At 46.8% G+C, this 19,409-nt stretch carries 15 protein-coding genes; 6 read left to right on the forward strand and 9 right to left on the reverse strand.

The genetic code is table 11. The features are described from left to right. Positions 1–121: 121 nt before the first annotated feature. Together QUB64_RS10120 and QUB64_RS10125 are read right to left on the reverse strand one after the other, a co-directional pair. Positions 122–2,179, reverse strand: coding sequence for an iron uptake porin (locus QUB64_RS10120; protein WP_333267838.1), 2,058 nt, complete (start codon positions 2,177–2,179; stop codon positions 122–124). Between the two features lie 165 nt (positions 2,180–2,344). Further along, complete coding sequence (locus QUB64_RS10125) at positions 2,345–3,466, reverse strand: ABC transporter substrate-binding protein (RefSeq protein ID WP_333267836.1); 1,122 nt, start codon at positions 3,464–3,466, stop codon at positions 2,345–2,347. A gap of 362 nt (positions 3,467–3,828) precedes the next feature. Between QUB64_RS10125 and QUB64_RS10130 the strand changes: the two genes are divergently transcribed. Next, positions 3,829–4,656, forward strand: a complete 828-nt coding sequence (locus QUB64_RS10130; protein ID WP_333267834.1) for an ABC transporter ATP-binding protein — start codon at positions 3,829–3,831, stop codon at positions 4,654–4,656. A 19-nt stretch (positions 4,657–4,675) separates the two neighbouring features. Next, entirely contained in the window at positions 4,676–5,446 is a 771-nt protein-coding gene (locus QUB64_RS10135; RefSeq protein ID WP_333267832.1) for an ABC transporter permease, read from the forward strand. Here the strand turns inward: QUB64_RS10135 and QUB64_RS10140 are convergent. The 7 genes from QUB64_RS10140 to rsmI all read right to left on the reverse strand — a co-directional run bounded on the left by QUB64_RS10140 (position 5,431) and on the right by rsmI (position 12,120). Next, on the reverse strand, positions 5,431–5,586 hold the full coding sequence (locus QUB64_RS10140; protein WP_333267830.1) for a hypothetical protein: 156 nt from the start codon (positions 5,584–5,586) through the stop codon (positions 5,431–5,433). The genes QUB64_RS10135 and QUB64_RS10140 overlap by 16 nt on opposite strands. A 246-nt stretch (positions 5,587–5,832) precedes the next feature. Next, complete coding sequence (gene uraD / locus QUB64_RS10145) at positions 5,833–6,333, reverse strand: 2-oxo-4-hydroxy-4-carboxy-5-ureidoimidazoline decarboxylase (RefSeq protein WP_333267828.1); 501 nt, start codon at positions 6,331–6,333, stop codon at positions 5,833–5,835. A 303-nt stretch (positions 6,334–6,636) separates the two neighbouring features. Continuing rightward, complete coding sequence (locus tag QUB64_RS10150) at positions 6,637–7,656, reverse strand: aromatic ring-hydroxylating dioxygenase subunit alpha (protein WP_333267826.1); 1,020 nt, start codon at positions 7,654–7,656, stop codon at positions 6,637–6,639. 279 nt (positions 7,657–7,935) lie between these two features. Further along, complete coding sequence (uraH, locus tag QUB64_RS10155) at positions 7,936–8,298, reverse strand: hydroxyisourate hydrolase (protein WP_333267824.1); 363 nt, start codon at positions 8,296–8,298, stop codon at positions 7,936–7,938. 174 nt (positions 8,299–8,472) lie between these two features. Continuing rightward, entirely contained in the window at positions 8,473–9,633 is a 1,161-nt protein-coding gene (hpxO, locus tag QUB64_RS10160) for an FAD-dependent urate hydroxylase HpxO (RefSeq protein WP_333267822.1), read from the reverse strand. Between the two features lie 302 nt (positions 9,634–9,935). After that, the gene (locus QUB64_RS10165; RefSeq protein WP_333267820.1) at positions 9,936–11,156 is read right to left on the reverse strand and encodes a glycosyltransferase; all 1,221 of its coding nucleotides are present in this window, start codon (positions 11,154–11,156) and stop codon (positions 9,936–9,938) included. Positions 11,157–11,238: 82 nt separating this feature from the next. Then, on the reverse strand, positions 11,239–12,120 hold the full coding sequence (rsmI, locus tag QUB64_RS10170; RefSeq protein WP_333267818.1) for a 16S rRNA (cytidine(1402)-2'-O)-methyltransferase: 882 nt from the start codon (positions 12,118–12,120) through the stop codon (positions 11,239–11,241). 49 nt (positions 12,121–12,169) lie between these two features. Here rsmI and QUB64_RS10175 point away from each other — a divergent pair, with 49 nt between their 5' ends. The 4 genes from QUB64_RS10175 to QUB64_RS10190 all read left to right on the forward strand — a co-directional run. Continuing rightward, positions 12,170–13,033: a PfkB family carbohydrate kinase gene (locus tag QUB64_RS10175; RefSeq protein ID WP_333267816.1), complete on the forward strand. Its 864-nt coding sequence runs from the start codon at positions 12,170–12,172 to the stop codon at positions 13,031–13,033. Positions 13,034–13,281: 248 nt separating this feature from the next. Next, on the forward strand, positions 13,282–14,415 hold the full coding sequence (locus QUB64_RS10180) for a cupin-like domain-containing protein (RefSeq protein ID WP_333267814.1): 1,134 nt from the start codon (positions 13,282–13,284) through the stop codon (positions 14,413–14,415). A 368-nt stretch (positions 14,416–14,783) separates the two neighbouring features. Then, positions 14,784–15,662: a 3'(2'),5'-bisphosphate nucleotidase CysQ family protein gene (locus QUB64_RS10185; RefSeq protein ID WP_333267812.1), complete on the forward strand. Its 879-nt coding sequence runs from the start codon at positions 14,784–14,786 to the stop codon at positions 15,660–15,662. 433 nt (positions 15,663–16,095) lie between these two features. Next, on the forward strand, positions 16,096–19,409 hold a 3,314-nt coding region (locus QUB64_RS10190; protein ID WP_333394038.1), incomplete at its 3' end, for a DUF4347 domain-containing protein.

Raw genomic sequence — 19,409 nt, forward strand, 5'->3', positions numbered from 1 at the left:
AGAAGGGGAGTAGGGGTTGACTTTGAGCCACTTCCGGTTCCCCCCTTCTTAAGGGGGGCTAGGGGGGATCGGGTTTTAATCGCCAGTAGAGACACGGCACTGCCGTGTCCCTACCCGCACCTTAAAAGCTGAACTGAGTGCGGAGATTGCCCACAAACACGGTGGGATTGCCATCAAAATTGTTGGCATTGAAGATAGCATAAAATGCCGGGACGATCGCAATATTATTCGCAATCGGGTAGTAGTACGAACCCTCTACCTCGTACTGAGTCCCGCCATTTCCGCCGCCCGAGAGCAAAAATCTGCGGCCGGATATGTAATCCTGGGGAATCACAAAAGAAAGTACGCCCAGCGCCCCTTTTTTTCCCAAATCGGGAAATCCCATGCCGACTTGCAAAGATTGTACCTTAATATCTCCGCCAGAGCGATCGCGATTTACCGGATTTACCTCAAGTTGTCCGTAGGAATACCGTCCGAATAAACCAAAATTTTGGCCCAGCAACCAATCAAAATTGACAACAAAAGTATCAGCGCCGGAGTCTCTAACTTTTCCCCCAAAACCGTCATCTGCATAGCCGTAAGGCAGCGGTTCGCCCACTGCGCCTCCAATGAATCCATTATAAGGTTTGAGGCTCGATCGCGCGTAAATCAGCCGCAGATTGAAAGAATTGCTGGGGGAGTATTCCAACTGCGCTGTCATCGTGTTGGAACTGTTGAACAAACCATCGCTGGGATTGCTAGAAGTATTGAATATTGCAGGATTCAAAAATTCGGTGTTTTCCGCCATATAAGCAGCCGTAAACCTGAGCGGTTTGGCAACTTGCCAAGTGACAGCAGCGCCCGATCCGCGATCGACTGCATTTAACAGTGTACTGCCGTTCGAGTTAAAACTGGTGGCTCCCCTCAAAAAAAATGTAAAGCGATTGCCGTCAAAATAGCGATAATAATTCAACCGCGGTCCGATCGCAACTTGCACTTTATCTCCAACCGGAAACGTGTAAGACATCTCGCGAATTCCCACAGTATTCGCCGTTGGTACGCCAGTTTGGTCTAAAAACGGCGTTCCCCAAGAGTTGTAAAAACCCGCGGATACCAGTTCGTTTGCAGGCGAATTGCCGTTGCCCAAAACTAACTGAGTTACCAGCGAATCTTTGCCTGTAAACGAAGTATTTAGCGTCAAGAAAGCGTAGTAGCTAAAAGTAGTTTCTGGTTGCTCTCGCTGAACGCGAGTCGGTCGGTTGTTGGCATCGCGAGTTGGGGGAGCAAAGGCGCTATTTGGGGCGGTGCGGCTGCGTTCTGCGGTGATATCGCCTGTGGGAAACGCTGATGTTAAGTTGAACCAAACCGTAGCATTCAGTTTGGTTGTGGTGGAAAATTGATTCGATTCTAGCTCCGCCGTGCGAGCTTCTAATACATCGACTTTACCGCGAATTGTTGCTAGTTCTGCGGCAAATTGTTCTTGCAGTTTTTGGACTTTTTCTAAATCTTCTTTTTTGACTAAGTTGGACGTTCCTGCTGTTATCAACTCTGCTACTTTATCGAGACACGCATTCAAGCCGGCGGCGAATTCGTAGCGTGTCATGGCTCGATTTCCGCGATAGGTTCCGTCGGGATATCCCGCTATGCAGCCGTAGCGTTCAACTAAGGATTGCAGTGCGCCAAATGCCCAATCTGTGGGTTTGACATCGCTCAGTTGCGAAACTGAGGTGACTTGCTCGATTTCTGAACCGTCGTTTGTTTCCAGGCTGTCTGTTTGTGGGATTTCGGCGATCGTTGTGGGATTTTGCTCTGTTTGAATTGACTCGGCTAATTCCTTCGATTCGCCGGATGCTTTGGCTGCTGTTTCTGTCTGCTTTATTTCGCTGTTTTGATAAATTTCTGCAATTTTTTCGCTGTCGGTAGCGATGGCAATATTCTCAGCTTGCGGAAGTTGTTCGAGTTCGCTATCGGCGGTTGTTTCTGGTTTGTCCGCACGGTTTATCTGTGTGTGAATTGGTACGATCGCAACTGGCGATTCTACCAATTCCTCCTGTGGTAATTCGGCTGTTTGGGTAATTGCTTCCTCGGTTTGCAAAACCCAATTTTCCGCAGCATAGCTTGCAGAAAAATTCAGTAGAGTGCCACAAAAAAAGGCTGGCGTTGCTGTCAGCAGGATTTGGAAAAATAAAGATTTAGACATGAGCCTCACACCGTAAATATCAAGGGTGCTTATGGCGCACCTTACCCAGGCATAAATTCTGTATGTAGGGTGCTTATGGCGCACCTTACCCAGGCATAAATTCTGTATGTAGGGTGCTTATGGCGCACCTTACCACTTCTTTGTCATCGCCGATACAATTTAGTTTTAAGTCAGCGGTTTGCGATCGCCCGCAGCAGGTAAAGCCCGCTCTGCTTTCGGAGGCAAAAAGCTCTCATCAACTATCCGATCAACTGGCGGGGCTGTAATTTTCAAGGCTTCTGCTACTTGTTTGGCTGTCGCTTCCAGACGAGCCGGATCGACTCCGCCCAAGCCTACTTTTTCCACTTCGGGAGTGATGTACAGCCTTTCTAAAGCAATTTGCAGGCGGCGCTTTTCGGCGTTTTTGTCCATCAAGCTGTCTCCCGCTTTTACCACGGATTCCAATCCGGCTGTCGGATCTTTTAAGGTATCTTGCAGCCCTTTAAAATACGCTCTCAAAAAGCCTTTTACTAATTCGGGATTTTTATCTAAAAAGGCTTTTTTGACAACGATCGCATTTCCGTACAAATCTAAACCGTTATCGGCGTAGTAAAAGACGTTGATATCTTCCGGCTTTTTGCCTGCTTTTTCTAATGCGGGGATTATCGTGGTTGCAAAACCGCTGACTGCATCCACATCGCCTTTGATTAATAATGTTTCGCGCAGCTTGGGCTCCATTGTAATCCACTCTACCGAGTCGGCTTGCACTCCCGCTTTTTGGGCCAATACCGGCCACAATTTGCGCGGTGCATCTCCTGCTGGAGCTCCTAGCTTTTTGCCGGCTAATCCTTTCGGATCTGCGATGTTGCTCGATTTGAGGGTGACAATTGAAAATGCCGATCGATTGTAAGGTACTGCAACTGCTACTACTGGATCGTTGGGATTTTTGGCGTTGAACTCCATCATCGAGTAAATGTCGCCAAATCCAATCTCGAATTGGCCTGCTGCTACTTTGGTAATTGTATCAGAGGAACCGTAGCCGCGCTCGATTTTGACATCCAATCCTTCGGCTGGGAAATAGCCTTTGTCGATCGCCATTGTCAGCGGTGCGTTGTCACCTTGCAGCAGCCAAGATGGATTGACTTTGATGGTGCGTTTCTGTGACGTGTCTGCCGCTGTTGTGGCAGTTGCACCCCCCGATGCCGGGGTAGTTGTGGCATTTGGCGACTGAGATTGGCAGCTACTGAGGATGACTGGCGCTGCAACCAGCAACAGAGATAGCGATCGTCCCAACCAGATATTTTTCATAAAAAAATGCTTGCTATTTGGACAACAAACCTGAATCGAAAACCGATCGCTCGTCTCTGCGAATTTCGCCTCAAAGTTCAGCAGCGATCTGGTTTCTTGTATACGGTATTCTTAAATTAATTGACTGGCTGTATACAGAAACACAATTTTTTTTTTTTTCAAATCACAATCAAATAGATAACTTGATATTTGCCTTATTTTGATGTTGCGTTCGCTTGCGCTCGACCTTAGTCTAAAAGTTTGTATGTTCTGATACAGCAAGATTCCCAGCTATCAACAATAAATAAACAAATAAGTTGGTAAAATTTTCGTGCATACAGGATACGGTTGAGGTTCTGCTAAAGAAAGGAGGTAGACTAACTGTGGTACAGCCTAAAATGATCACAAATGCGATCGGCACTCAAGAACCGACTCTGTTGGAATTCGATCGCGTGGGCTTGGAGTATCGAGTTGACGGGCAACCGCGGCGAATTATCGACGAGATTTCGCTGTCGATCGCCCAGGGAGAATTTGTATCCTTCGTAGGGCCTAGCGGCTGCGGAAAAACATCTATCTTAAGGATGGTTTCCGGGCTGTCTCCAGCGCCGATCGGCGAAATTCGGATTCGCGACAAAAAGATTACCAAACCGCTCAAAAATGTCGGCATCGCCTTTCAAAATCCCGTACTTTTGCCTTGGCGAAATACCCTCGATAACGTGCTGCTACCACTGGAAGTAGTGCAGCCTTACAAGCGAGAATCAAAAGATCCGAAGCGCCGGGAAATGTTTGTGCGCCAAGCCCAAGAATTGTTAGCTACAGTCGGATTGCAAGACTTTCAGAAACAGTTTCCCTGGCAATTATCGGGAGGAATGCGGCAGCGGGCTTCGCTGTGTCGCGGCTTGATTCACCAACCGGAAATCCTGCTGCTAGACGAACCTTTTGGCGCGTTAGATGCTTTCACGCGCGAGGAAATGTGGGTGATGTTGCAAGAGTTGTGGATGCGGGTGAAGTGCGTTTGCATCCTGATCACTCACGATTTGCGCGAGGCTGTTTTCTTATCGGATACAGTTTATGTGATGGGCCCGCGTCCGAGTTCGATCGTCTACAAAGTCAAAGTCAACCTGCCGCGTCCCACAAATCTAGATATGATGGTGTCGGATGACTTCAACCACATCGTAGCAGAACTGCGCCGCCACATTCACCGCAATTAAAAAAAGTTGTGAGAAAGCAATGGATAATTTAGAGAAATTTGCTCGCTCAAAAACAGCAAGTATTGTGATGCCAATTGCTGCGACAATCTTGCTGTTCGTGCTGTGGGAAATTGTGGTATTGCTATTGAAAATTCCCCCGTACAACTTGCCCGCACCTTCGGCAATTCTCGCCGCCACTTTAACTCAAAGCAAAGCACTGATTGAAAACTCGGGACAAACTTTGTTTACAACTTTAGCGGGTTTTTTGCTCGCGATTGTAGCTGGAATAGTGCTGGGGTTTCTCATCGGATATTCGCGGCTTGCCTATGTAGTTTTGTACCCGCTATTAGTTGGGTTCAATACCGTACCGAAGGTAGCGTTAGTGCCGCTGTTTGCGCTGTGGTTTGGTATCGGTACTGTGCCGGCAATTCTGACTGCTTTTTTGCTGGCATTTTTCCCGATCGCCGTTAACGTAGCTTTAGGATTGGATACAGTGGAACCGGAGATGAAAGATGTAATGCGATCGCTAGGTGCATCGCAAATCGAAATCTTCCAAAAAGTCGGGTTCCCCCACACCTTACCATACGTTTTTGCATCCCTAAAAGTAGCAATTTCCCTGGCTTTTGTCGGCGCTGTAATTTCGGAAACAGTAGCATCTAACAAAGGCCTCGGTTACTTAATTGTCACCGCAAGTTCTAACTTTGACGTGCCTTTAGGTTTTGCAGGATTGATGGTTTTGGCTGTGATGGGAACCGTACTTTACGGCTTGTTTGCGGCGGCGGAAAAATACCTGATTTACTGGGCGCGCTGATGGGATGGATTCAACCAAACCCACTGCCGGAAATTGGGGTGCAAGTGGCCTAAAGGTTCTTCGTGCCCAGGCTGTTTGATGTCTTCTACAGGTACTGGCGCGGGGATTTTTTTCGTTAGCGATCGATTGAAGAATGTCATAACTTTGCCTCCAAGAGCATTTTTCTGGGAAGCACATGGAAACCTGTCACCATACCAGCTTTATTTGGTATGTCCGAATCTTTTTCTGTGCCTTATGATACTATTCTACAACTTTTTTGGCGCGAAGTATCGCTCGATCGGGGGATCTTTCCTGCATCTGAGTGTCGTTGGGCCCCAGAAACCGGGTTTTTTACCGAATCTGCGCATAATTTTCGTAAAAAAACCCGGTTTCTTGACTCCGATCGATTAATTTCGGATTGCTGACTCCAGGCGAAAGCGGGCGATTTCGCAAATTTCAGCTACAGCCTGCTGCATTTCTGTTTCAAAGGAATTGTCGAGGCGCTGTTTAAATGCTTCGAGAATGCTGGTTTTAGTGTGTTTTTTCACCGCCACAATGAAGGGGAAATCAAACTTTTTGCGATATTCTCGGTTGAGGAATTGAAAGCGATCGAACTCTTCAACAGAAAGTTGATCCAAACCCGCACCGGCTTGTTCGCTAACCGAGGCTTCTGCCATTTTTGCTTTGCTTCCTAAATCCGGGTGGGCTTGAATTAAAGCGAGTTTTTCGGCTTCAGTCATGGCGCTGACGGCTGTTACCATTTTGGCGTATAATTCGGCTGTGGATGCGAAAGGGCGATCGTCCCAAGTGCGGCGGGCGATGGCTGGTGTATGTTCAAAAATCGCGCCCAGGGCTTGTGTGAATTCTTCCTGGTTGAGTTGGTTGAGTTCAACTAAAGAGTATGGCATTTTGAATTGGGTTGATTGAGTTCAATTAGCTTTGTTTTACTTTTTAGTAAATCGAACCGCGAAGGCGCGAAGAACACGAAGGAAGAAGAGGGAAGAAGCGGGAAGAAGTAAATAATCTTCTACCGGGAATTTATATTATGTCCGGTCGATTGACCGTGATTCCTGTAGGGGCGGGTTCACCAATAATAGTTGCCAAAAACCGACAATCCCAAAAACCCGCCCCAGCCTATGTATTATGGGCGATCTAACTAATGACTGATGACTGCTAAGAGGGCGGGCACTCTTGGCACCGCCCCTACCTGACTAATGACTCCTGACTTTAGTTTCTTCGACTTCGCCGTGGGCTTTGAGGAGTGCGGCAATTTTGCGGCGGATGATGATTCCCGGTTTGTCTGTCAACATATGTTGTTCTTGGGCGATGTCGAGGGGTACGTCCCAATCGGTGGTTTCTAAAATGCGTTTGTCTTCCAATGTCACAGCGCGATCGAAGGCAATAATATCGCTGGTTTTGGCATCGGCTTCGGTGTCGTTGCGGAGGCAAAATTGCACCATTTGAGATGTCGAATCGTCGATCGGAGTCATGGTGTTGACGATGATGTGTACGAGTCCGTTCGGGTAAGCAATCCGCAGTTTTACGGTAAAGGGCATGAACCAAATTCCGTCAATTGTCCGCACGGTTTCTTGTTGTTCTATTTTTAAATTTTGCTGTTGTTCGGCGGGATTGGCGACGCCTAAAACGCTGCGGTAATGCAGTTCCCATTCTGTTTCTTCAAATTCCATTAGCTCCGGTGTCAGATGCTCTTCGCTGCCGAAGGTTGTAGTATGTACAAAAGTGGGATGCGCCATATCTAATTCATTTTCCATTACTCGCAATCCCGCACAATTCCAAGGTTCGTAAAATTCGTGAATTTGGCGGTAGTTCGAGTCAGCAGCTTCGGGAATATCGGGAATGTCGGCGATTGGTTCTCCCAAGCAAACCCAAACATAACCGTAGCGATCGCGCGTGCGGTATGCTTTGACTTTGTAATTTGCAGAAATCGCGCCGTTTTGCTGCTGCGGAACGCAAACGCAGGTTCCAGATGAGTTAAATGTCCAGCCGTGGTAAGCACAGGAAATGTTGCCGCTGACAACTTTTCCGAGGGAAAGTTTAGCAGTGCGGTGACAGCAGCGGTCTTCTACTGCTGCGGGTTGGCCTTGGGAATCGAGCCAAAGTGCGATCGGCTGACCTAATAATACAAAAGGTTTTGGTTCGCCGGACAATTCGGCGACGGGAATAACGGGGTACCAGAAGCGTTTGAAAACAGGTTGTTTTGTGACTAACATGGTGTTTTTTTAATTTTAAATTAATTATTTGACATCTCCCCTCTTTAGTTAAAGCATGGTGCGTCGCTCCAACAATTTTGGATATTTACAAATATATAGCCTTTCTCAGGTAGATGAGGTACAGTTGACAAATTGGTAATTGGTAATTGGTAATAGCTTGAGAGGGTACCTCACCACGCTTGAGAACTGCTATATATGGGCGATGCACCCTACCGCGATCAACACTGCGCCCTCAACTGTCCCAGGTCCCAGGTCCCAGGTCCCAGGTCAACTGTTTAATCAACTACCGCGATAGGTGCTGTACGACCAAGGCGAAACTAACAGCGGTACGTGATAGTGTGAGGTTGAGTCGGCGATGCCGAACTGAATCGGAACGCTATTTAAAAACGGCGGATCGGGCAAATTTTCGGCGGACTGCGCGAAGTATTCGCCAACTGCAAAGACTAATTCGTAAATTCCCGGTTTGAACTCGTTTTCTGATAGTAACGGATCTGCGGTGCGGCCGTCAGCATTAGTTGTTACAGTTTTGATGAGTGTTTTGGCGCCGGATTTTGGGTCAATTGAATGCAGGGCGATCGACATATTTGCCGCCGGACAGCCGCGGGCTGTATCGAGAACGTGAGTAGTAAGTTTGCCTGACATTATTTTTTCCTGGTTGCAAGAGAAAAGAGAGGCAGAGCCTCTAAATATCGGTTCCCCGGCAGAGCCAGGGAACCAGTTTATCAGTTATTTACTCGTTTTACTCGTTCCCAGGCTCTGCCTGGTAACGCAGATCCGGAGGAAGAGCCTCCAACGTTAATAACGTGCTAGTTTCTATTAATGTAACGGGCCTGCCATGATGACTTTGGCGATCGCATCAGTCACGTCAGTTGGCTGTTCTTTAGCCAGTTGTTCGTACCACTGTTGTGTCACCTGCGGATCTTTACCGTGAATTTGTTCGGCACGCTGGCGCGCTTTTTCTACAACTGCATTCGCCCGCTGCTTGCGCTCTGTTTCGTAACGTTTGAGCGCGTATTCTACCCCCAAATTCGTGGTCGAAAGGTAGTTGCTGAGTACCAGTCCATCTTCCATGGCTTGACAGCCTCCCTGGCCCAAATCCGGGCAGGTAGCGTGGGCGGAATCTCCCAGCAAAGCAACTCTACCGCGAACGTAGGAGTCGATCGGCCCTACGTCGTGAATTTCCGGGCGGGCGACTGCTGCGGGATCTAATCTTTCTATCAACAATTGCACTGGTTCGGCCCAATCTGTAAAATGTTCTTTAAGCTCGGCTTTGTAATTGTCGGGATTAGCCGGAGTTCCTGTGGGTAACGGAACATCGAAGAAAAAGTAAAAGCGATCGCCCGCTACGGGCATTAAGGAGGCGCGCTTGCAGTCGCCGACATAAATCGCCCAAGTATTTTTTGGTGCTAGTGCTTCATCCGCCGGTACTAGCCCGTTCCAATTGATATAACCGCCGTATTTGGGCTGTACTTCGCGGCCTAATACATAGGTGCGCAAAATTGAGCGAACGCCGTCCGCAGCCACCAGCAAATCGCCCCGGGCTTTGTCTCCGTTCTCAAAAATTGCAGTTACTCCGGTTGCGTCTTCTTCCACGGCAACACATTTGCGATCGAGCTTGACTTCTCCCTTAAAAGCTGCTAATAACATTTGTTGTAAATCGCGGCGCGCTACCGGATAAGGACGCTGACCGACTTGTTGAATTAGCGGCATTAAATCGATGTCATTTAGCAGTTGACCGATTTTGGTGCGATATTCCATGCGCTCCATTTTGCCGCCAATTTTTGCCATGTTTTCGCCTAAACCCAAGCGGTTGAGCACTTTGACGCCGTTCGACCACAGGGAGATGCCAGCCCCGGCTGGACGCAGTTCTTTTACGCGATCGTAAATTGCAACTTCATACCCCGCTTGTTGGAGGGCGATACCCGCAGTTAAGCCGCCAATTCCCGCACCAATGATGACAACTTTTAAGTCGTGCATTCTGTGTTTCTCCTGCTGAGTAACCTTCTAATACTATTTTAAATTTTAGATTTTAGATTTTAGTATCGAGCATTACATCTGAGGTAGGCTGCATCAGATTGGATTTATATCGGGGCCTGTCAATCACTCGTAATACAAACAGGTTTGTAGTGAGGACTTTAGTCCTTCTTGGATTCGGACTCGCATTCCGTACTACGAACCTGGTTTGTAGTGAGGACTTTAGTCCTTCTTGGATTCGGACTCGCATTCCGCACTACGAACCTGAAAAAAACAACTGACGCACCTTACATATTAATTGCGAATTATCTTAGAAACTTGGTTAATTCCCCGAGATTTTGCTGAATCGTATTTATACCCCGAATATGAGACAGGGGAGAACCTCCGTACAAAAAACTATCCAAGCTGACTTGATAATTTTGCTGCACCGCCAAATCCAGCCACAAATTCTTAAATGCTGCTCCCGGTTTGTAGTCGGGAATGTTATGCTGGTAGTAGGGAAAACTGTCAAGGCAAGTGTTGAAAAAGTTTTTGCGGCCGCAATGTTTTAAATACTGATATCGCGGCTTAAATTCCGTTGGATTTTCCAATACTGTATGAATCGTATCGGCTAAGGATTCCGGATCGAATTTGGCATAAAGACCCGCACCTTCCGGGAAAACTGGCGAGTTTCCTCGGGCGTATTGATTGAATTCTTCAAAACAAATTACTGGTACGTTGCAACTCATGGCTTCGGTAATTCCCCGGTTTTTTCCTTCGAGGAGGGAACCCAGCACGAATGCTTGCGCCCGCGAATAATAGTTGGGGATTTCTTGGTAGTAGTCAACTCGCGGCAGTAAGTTGATGTAGTCGGAGGGATTGCCTAAAATTGCCTCTACTTGATGCCATTCTTTTAAGGCGTACTCGTCGAGAGTTTTCAGGTTGTTGACATCAAAGTCGTGACCGCTGACAACTGTTAATTTTATAGGTTTTTGGGGATACTTCTGGCGGTAAATTTTTAAGGCTTTGGCAATCATCGGCAAGTTCTTTTCTTCGGAAATGCGGGCGACGGCGAGGAGGTCGATGTCTTTTGCGGGGACGTTACGAGGGGAAATTAAGTATTCGTTGATAAAGTCGGTGTCTTGCAGTGGTATAATTGGTTTGTTGGCGCGATCGGGATATGTTTCGCGAAACCACTTGGCTCGCTGCGGGTTTTTGTATAAACTGGAGTATGCGTCGGCTACGGGCGCCCAGGAGTAGGACGTTCCGGGGGAATAGGTGAAGGAGAAAAATGCTGACGAAAGTTGGGGAAAGAGTTTGTTGATGAGTTCGACTCCTTCGCTGAAGTAAATCCCTTTGATGAATTTTCCTTCGTAAAACAGCGGCGGAAGCAAGACGTAGAAACTGACTGTATCGAAGCGGTGGGGTTGGTCTTCAAATATCTCCCAGCTAAAGGCGTCTAAGTCTGCATAGATTTCGGCGATTGGTTTGTTGATGTGGGGGTTGCGTAAATAGGGTTTTTGGCGATCGTAGTTTCCGCGTACCATAGATTTTTTGGTAGGATTATTTAACTTTTTTATTTAACCGCAGAGGGCGCAGAGGGCGCAGAGGAGAAGAAGAGAGAGTTTTTTACAATTCATCTAATGGTTGTTCGGGTGATTCGCTGTCCCCAAGTGTTAAGGCGAGTTGGTAGATTTGGCGCCGGGGGAGGGATGTTTGTTGGGCTAGCTGTCGGCTGGCTTGGGAACGACTTACTCCTTCTGCGATTAATGTTTGCAATTCGGCTTTGATGGCGTCTTCTGAGAAAATTGGTGCGTCTGTTTCGAGGCCGGCAATCACTAGGGTAAATTCTCCCTGGGGTTCGCGTGTGGTGTAAAGTTCGATCGCGCTTTCCATACTACCACGCCAAAACTCTTCGTGCATTTTTGTCAATTCCCTCGCCAGCACAATCTGTCTGTCGCTTCCCAAGGTGTTTGCTAAATCTTGTAAAGTTTGTCGCAACCGGTGCGGAGATTCGTATAAGATAATAGTGCGGGATTCTATTTGTAAACTTTCTAAACTGCGCTGGCGTTCTTGACCTTTGACGGGTAAGAATCCTTCAAATACAAATCTGTCTGTAGGTAATCCCGATGCACTAATCCCAACAATGCAGGCGCTCGGCCCGGGAATCGGAATAATGTTAATATTAGCATCGGCGCAGGCTTTGACTAATTCGTATCCGGGGTCGGAAATTCCCGGCATTCCGGCGTCGGTGACGAGGGCGATACTTTTTCCTAACAGCAGTTTGTCGATTAATTCCGGGAGTCGCTGGTGTTGGTTGTGTTCGTGATAGCTGATTTGGGGCGTTTTGATTTGAAAGTGGTGTAAAAGTTTCCCTGTGTGGCGGGTGTCTTCGGCGGCGATGAAGTCTGCTGTTTGCAAAATTCGGATGGCGCGATATGTCATGTCTTCGAGATTGCCGATCGGCGTTCCGACAATGTATAGTGTTCCTGTATTGGGATTTGGCTGCATTTTGATATTTTTTATTTTTAACCGCAGATGAACGCGGATTCACGCAGATATGAAGACTGGATTGTTTTTGGGATTGGCGACTTTGGATTTAGTTTATTTAGCCGAGAAGCCTCCGGGGGAAAATCAGAAGGTTGTTGCTGCTGATTGTACCATTGCTGCGGGCGGGCCGGCGACAAATGCTGCTGTGGCTTTTAGCGGTTTGGGGAATGCGGCGGTATTGGCGGGGGTTTTGGGCACTCACGCGATCGCCCAATTAATCCGTGCAGACTTAGCGGAGTACAATGTCAGGATAATCGATTTGCAGCCAGGGCGATCGCACTCGCCGCCAGTTTCTTCGATTGTGGTAAGTGAACAAACGGGCGATCGGGCAGTAATCTCGATTAATGCTACTAAATCTCAGGTTGACAGTCAAGCAATTAACCAGGATTTTTTAGCATCAGTTAATATCATACTGTTTGACGGACATCAAATCCCAGCCAGCACAGAAATCGCTCAACTCGCCAAAGCAAAAAGCATTCCAATCGTCCTTGATGGCGGCAGTTGGAAACCCGGATTAGAAAAAATATTACCCTTCGTTGAATGGGCTGTGTGCTCGGATAACTTTCATCCGCCCGACTGTCACAATTCCGAACAAGTCTTTGCTTATCTCTCAGCAGCCGGAATTCCCAACATAGCCATCACACGCGGCGAAAAACCGATTCAATACTTCAGCAATGACAGTTTCGGTAGTTTAGAAGTTCCTCTAATTCAAGCCACAGACACTTTAGGCGCCGGCGACATCTTTCACGGCGCTTTCTGTCACTACATTTTACAAGAAAACTTTACAAACGCCCTAGCCGCCGCAGCTAAGACAGCTTCCGATTCCTGCAAATATTTCGGAACCCGCCAATGGATAAAAAATCTGCAACCTTAACTTTAAATTAACAAAAAAATCCGGAAAAAAGCGCTCGCACCCAGAAAACTCAAACAGCCAACCCTTGTTAAGCTAAAATAGTGATAGCAACCCCGACAAGATTTGTGAACTCCTCTCCTCTCTTCCTTCGCGCATGAAAGCGTCTTCGCGGTTCATCAAAAAACTCATTCACAAATCAAACCAGATTGCTATATTAGTTAAGCAACTTCAAGCACAACCAAACTACCCCAAAACAAAACACTCCAATCATGTCTGACACCCAACCCCTAACCATCACACTTCCCCCCTTGCGGATTACCCTCACCGAAGAACAACAAGTTAATCTAGAATGGCTGACGCAAAACTTGCCCAATCTACTCGCAGCAGCGCCAAGCAAGCCAGAAGTCCCCGACAACCTGAAACAGTGGGTGGCAGCCAACAAATTATTAAATCAACCAGATGCAGACATCATTCAAGGCTTAATAAATACAGGCATTGATGCCGAAACAGCAACCGCAGAAGTTACCAAAATATCCTCTCATCCGTACTTCCAAGCAGGCAGCCATTACGTGCAGTTATTGCAGAAACTGGAATCGCAACTCACCATCAACAATCAATTAGCAGCCCTCTCTTCCAAGTTTGGCACAATCGAACGCAAAAGCAGTCTTTCCCGAGAGTATTTCTTAGAAAATTACTACGCGAAAAATACTCCGGTAATTATCACCAATATCATGCACAACTGGAAAGCGTTGCAGTTGTGGACGCCGGAGTATTTGCAGCAAAAATACGGCGATGCAGAGGTGGAAATTCAAGCCAACCGCAACTCTGACCCGGAATACGAAATTAAGATACACAACCACAAAAAAACCGTTCAGTTCCGCGAATATATAGATATGGTCGTCAACGGCGGCCCCAGCAACGACTGCTACATGGTTGCTAACAACCAAACCCTGGAAAGAGAAGAATTTAAATCGCTATTCAACGACTTTGAGATTTTCCCAGAATATCTGACTCCTGACGATACAAAAGGGCGAGTTTTCTTTTGGTTTGGCCCCAAGGGTACGATTACGCCGCTGCACCATGACCCGGTTAACTTAGTTTTAGCACAGGTATCGGGACGCAAACTGATTAAATTGATTTGTCCGCAGCAAACGCCTCTGCTTTACAATCATGTCGGAGTTTTCAGCAAGGTTGATGGCGAAAATCCTGACTATGACAAATATCCGCTTTATAGAGATGCAAAAATCATTGAGGTGATTTTGGAACCGGGAGAGGTGATCTTTATTCCTGTGGGTTGGTGGCATCATGTAAAATCCCTGGAGGTGAGTATTTCGGTTTCGTTTACTAATTTTGTGTTTCCCAATTATTACGAATGGAAATATCCTCATATTAATTGGTCGTAGGGTGGGTTAGCTTCACAAAAAATATCCCAAAATCCCGTAGGGGCCCGTGAGCCAACCATCTATAAAACCCACAAACAATCTCATAAACCCGCCCCATCCCCACCCTTATTTACATCAACGTTTTACAATAAATTCACCCTACATTTTTATTTTTGGTGGGGGAGGGCGGGTTTATGAGATTATTCATTTTTACCGTAAATTGTTGGCTCACGGGCCCCTACAAATTTCATTTTTTGATATGGCGAACGGTTATGTTGTCTCATAAAAAACGTCCCAAAATCCCGTATTCGTAGGGTGCGTCAGTCGGGGTTTTTTCGATTATTATGAAGTAGATGCAATCAGACGCACCCTACTTAAATTGATAAAACATGAAAAATCTCGAAGAATTAAGCGAAATTGCCCAGGCTGCCGCTTGGGGTGCCGCAGATATTTTACAATCCTATTATCGCCCAGATTCCAACACTCCCAACCTGGACATTCAAGAACAAAAAGACGGCCCAGTTACCGCCGCCGATATCGCTGTCAATTCTTACATCCTAGATAAACTGCAATCAGTTTTAGGGAATGCAGAATTTGGCTATCTCAGCGAAGAAACTTACAAATCTTATTTAGAAACTTGCGGCAAAGTTCCTTTACCTCAATCTTGGGTTTGGATTATTGACCCTTTGGATGGAACGCGCGATTTTATTGACAAGACGGGCGAATTTGCCGTTCACATTGCTTTAGCTTTTGAGGGAAAACCTGTACTAGCAGTTGTGGCTTGGCCAGAACAACAAAAGATTTATTATGCCATCCGGAATGCAGGCGCTTTTGAGGAAACTCGCGGGGGTTCTGCGGTAAAATTGCAGGTTTCTGCGCGCAATATAGTGGCAGATTTATCTATAGTAACCAGTCGCAGTCACCGGGACGATCGCCTAAATCGATTATTGCACAAATTTCCCTGTCAAAATCAACTGGCTGTCGGTAGCATCGGCTGCAAGATTGCGACGATTGTCGAACAAAAAGCTGATGTTTATATTGCGCTTTCGGGGAAGTCTGCACCGAAGGATTGGGATTTGGCGGCGCCGGAATTGATTTTGACGGAAGCGGGCGGCCGATTTACTCGTTTTGATGGTTCTCCTTTGCAATACAACCGGGGAGATGTTAGTCAGTGGGGGGGATTGTTGGCGAGTAATGGTTGCTGTCACGATGCTTTGTGCGGGGATGCCCAGAGGCTTTTGGCAGAGATTGATTCGGGTTTGCGGTAATCACATTGGTTCGCAGTGAGGAATGCGAGTCCTCTGATTTTATGCGGACTGAAGTCCTCACTACGAACCTTTTTTATCGCACATAACCTTACTTGCCTAAAATAAGTATAATTTAATACATTTAAATCTACGTAATATTACACTTACGTTTTACCAATATTTGTGATATCAATCTCGCATTCACCGCAGTAATTATACTTAAAGATTTTCTTCCTCTTTATCGGAACTTTAAATTAACCAGCTCTTTTTAAAGAAAACTTTATATAGCTCGTATAAAAAAACTGTTACTGTTACTACAACAGATCAGAAATAACCGAATTTTTACGCAGAACTGGTGTGTCTGTGTAAATCAAAATTGATTGATAGATGGTTTCGGATGCAAGTCACGAGACAGGGGAATTGTTGTCTTTTTTTTACCCCAAATAGGTGTATTATGTCGAATTTAAACTTTCCTGTTTCAGTAAAGTCGATCGCCTTTATCGACACAAAAGTACAAAATTATCAAAGTTTAGTGGCTGGGGTAACACCGGGTACGGAAGTTGTGGTGTTAGATGGAAACGAGGATGCGATCGACCAAATTACTCAAATCTTAGCTCATCGCACCAATATTGACAGCATCCACATTATTTCTCACGGCACTCCCGGCCGCTTGCAACTCGGTAGCGGTAGCTTGAGTTTAGACAATTTGGAAGCTTATTCCGAGAAATTGCAGCAGTGGCGGAGCGCTTTGTCTGTGGGTGCGGACATTCTGATTTATGGTTGTAATGTGGCATTAAGTGCGATCGCATTCATCCAGCGCATCGCCCAACTCACAAATACCAATGTTGCCGCATCCAAAAACCTCACCGGAAGCGCGGCAAAAGGCGGCGATTGGAAACTCGCAGCAAGAATCGGGGAAATTAACACGCCACTGGTATTTGCACCCGAAGTGTTAGCGGGTTACGAATATGTTTTGAATAGTTTTGGTGCGGCGAAAAATTTTCCTGTTACCTACAGTCTCCGTAAAGTTGCCACTGGCGACTTTAACAAAGACGGCAATCTTGATTTAGCCTTTGCTACCACTGGAGTCAATCGCAATGTCTCGATCGTACTGGGAGATGGCACTGGCAACTTTGGTACTGCCACCAATCTTAACACCAACCCACCAAGCGATCTCAGTACCTGGTCTGTCGCCGTAGGCGACTTTAACAAAGACGGCAATTCTGACCTGGTTACTGCCAATAATTATCCTAACAACGTCTCCCTCCTGTTAGGAAATGGCGATGGCACTTTTGGTAATGCCACCTATTTTAGTGTGGGTTCAAGTCCCTATAGTGTCGCTGTCGGCGACTTTAACAAAGACGGCAATTCTGACTTAGTTACAGCCAATCAAACCTATAACGACGTCTCCATCCTGCTGGGGAATGGCAATGGCAGCTTTGGCACTAGCACCAGCTTGAGCGTGGGGTCAAATCCCTATTTCGTAGTTGTGGGCGACTTTAACAAGGATGGCAGGTCAGACTTAGCCACAGCGAACTTTGATTCTAACAACGTTTCCATCCTGTTACAAAATGCTAATGGCACTTTTGCCAATGCTATCAACTATAGTGTCGGGACAAATCCCAATTACATCGCTGTAGGAGACTTCAATGGGGACGGAAATTCTGACTTAGCAACGAGTAACCAAGGCTCAAACAATGTCTCCATTCTGTTAGGAAATGGTACGGGTAACTTTGGTACAGCTACCAACTTTGGCGTCGCGACACAACCCCTTTCTATTGCTGCTGGCGACTTCAACGCCGATGGAAAACTCGACTTAGCCACAGCGAACAATCAATCTAGCGATGTCTCCATCTTGTTTGGGAGTGGCAGTGGTAGCTTTGGGGCTGCAACTAATTTTGTTGTGGGAACGGCTCCCCAAGGTATTGCTGTAGGTGATTTTAACAAAGATGGCTTATCTGATTTAGCTACGGCGAATTTTACCTCAAACAACGTCTCGATTTTACTCAATACAACACCTGCGGTGAAATTCGGTGCGGCTACTTACAGCGGGACGGAAGGAACGACAGATACAGTTATCAATATTCCCGTCACTATCAGTGCCACTCCTAGTAGTGACGTAACAGTGCCGATCGCAATTAAGCCCAGTAGCACAGCAACCCAAAATTCTGACTACACCTTTTCGCCTCAAACTGTTACTTTCCCCGCCGGCACTACTACTCTCACTCAGAATGTTGCAGTCACGATCAAAACTGACAATATCCCCGAGAACGCGGAAACCGCAATTTTCAACTTTGGCACAATTACTGGAGCCTTTGCTGGTACAACAAATGAAACAACGCTGACTATTGCAGCTAACCAGCAAATTTCTTACGCCATTGCGGCTGATATTCCCAGTATCCTCGAAGGCAATACTGACACAAGTCCTATAATTTTTACGGTGAGTCGCAGTGGCGGCAAAGATGTAGCAAGTAGCGTCAATTATGCGATCGCCGGAACTGCTAGTAACGGCAGCGACTACAATAGCATCGGCGGCACTTCTGGGGCAACGGATATTAACGGGACTATCAACTTTGCGGCGGCGGAAACATCGAAAACTATCACTTTAAAGGTGTTAGGCGACAGATTAGTTGAACCTGACGAAACTGTTGCGGTTACGCTGTCGAATCCTGTGGCACCGGGGCCGACACCTGCAATTACAAATGCAACTGCTACAACTACTATCCAAAATGACGATACTGCCGGTTTCAGCATTGCACCTACGAACATCACTGCTACAGAAGGCGGTGCAACTGGCAGTTACAAAGTCAAGTTAACTTCGCAACCGATCGCACCCGTTAACATTAGCTTTAATACTGGCAATCAAATTAGCCCGATCGCCACACCGATTACATTTGACAGCACTAACTGGAATGTCGATCAGACTGTGACTGTCACTGCGATCGACGACAGTGTAGCACAAGGAACGCACAGCGGCACGATCGCTCACACAGCTACCAGCACCGACACAAATTATAACGCCAAAGCGATTCCCGATGTTACCGCATCGATTACTGATAACGATAGTGCGGGTGTGTCGATCGTGCAATCGGCAGGAACTACAAATATTGCTGAAGGCGGCGCAACGGCTACCTACGGCGTGGTTTTGACTAGCGCACCTACAGCACCTGTGACGATTAATTTTGACGCGGGCACTCAAATTAGTGCGATCGCACCTGTCACTTTTGGGCTTAATGATTGGAATATTGCTAAAAATGTGACTGTTAGTGCGATCGATGACAGCATAGCCGAAGCAACCCACAGCGGCACGATTACTCACAAATCCGTCAGTACAGATACCTTGTATAACAACCTGACGATTTCTCCTGTGACAGCCACGATTGCTGACAACGATACGGCTGGTGTGAGTGTTTCACCTACGAGTACAACTGCTACCGAAGGCGCTGCTATAGGGACGTACAGCGTTCAGTTAAAATCCCAGCCCACGGCGCCTGTGACGATTAGTTTCGCGAATGGTACTCAAATTAATGCGATCGCTGCTGTTACTTTTGACACTAATAACTGGAATGTCGCGAAAGCAGTCACAGTAACGGCTACGGACGATACGGTTGTTGAAGGGCCGCACACAGGGACTATTTCTCATACGGCTGCGAGTGCTGACAGTAAGTATAGTGCGATCGCAATTCCGAATGTGACAGTGGCGATTACTGATAACGATGTAGAACCGCCAACACCAACCCAGCCAACACCAACCCAGCCAACACCAAC

The organism is Microcoleus sp. Aus8_D2 (assembly GCF_036702665.1).
Lineage (GTDB): Bacteria > Cyanobacteriota > Cyanobacteriia > Cyanobacteriales > Microcoleaceae > Microcoleus.

Excerpts from the sequence above, each read along its gene's own strand:
- QUB64_RS10120 (WP_333267838.1), bottom strand. The coding sequence starts at position 2,179 with ATGTCTAAATCTTTATTTTTCCAAATCCTGCTGACAGCAACGCCAGCC.
- QUB64_RS10125 (WP_333267836.1), bottom strand. The coding sequence starts at position 3,466 with ATGAAAAATATCTGGTTGGGACGATCGCTATCTCTGTTGCTGGTTGCA.
- QUB64_RS10135 (WP_333267832.1), top strand. The coding sequence starts at position 4,676 with ATGGATAATTTAGAGAAATTTGCTCGCTCAAAAACAGCAAGTATTGTG.
- QUB64_RS10140 (WP_333267830.1), bottom strand. The coding sequence starts at position 5,586 with ATGACATTCTTCAATCGATCGCTAACGAAAAAAATCCCCGCGCCAGTA.
- uraD (WP_333267828.1), bottom strand. The coding sequence starts at position 6,333 with ATGCCATACTCTTTAGTTGAACTCAACCAACTCAACCAGGAAGAATTC.
- QUB64_RS10150 (WP_333267826.1), bottom strand. The coding sequence starts at position 7,656 with ATGTTAGTCACAAAACAACCTGTTTTCAAACGCTTCTGGTACCCCGTT.
- uraH (WP_333267824.1), bottom strand. The coding sequence starts at position 8,298 with ATGTCAGGCAAACTTACTACTCACGTTCTCGATACAGCCCGCGGCTGT.
- hpxO (WP_333267822.1), bottom strand. The coding sequence starts at position 9,633 with ATGCACGACTTAAAAGTTGTCATCATTGGTGCGGGAATTGGCGGCTTA.
- QUB64_RS10165 (WP_333267820.1), bottom strand. The coding sequence starts at position 11,156 with ATGGTACGCGGAAACTACGATCGCCAAAAACCCTATTTACGCAACCCC.
- rsmI (WP_333267818.1), bottom strand. The coding sequence starts at position 12,120 with ATGCAGCCAAATCCCAATACAGGAACACTATACATTGTCGGAACGCCG.
- QUB64_RS10175 (WP_333267816.1), top strand. The coding sequence starts at position 12,170 with ATGAAGACTGGATTGTTTTTGGGATTGGCGACTTTGGATTTAGTTTAT.
- QUB64_RS10180 (WP_333267814.1), top strand. The coding sequence starts at position 13,282 with ATGTCTGACACCCAACCCCTAACCATCACACTTCCCCCCTTGCGGATT.
- QUB64_RS10185 (WP_333267812.1), top strand. The coding sequence starts at position 14,784 with ATGAAAAATCTCGAAGAATTAAGCGAAATTGCCCAGGCTGCCGCTTGG.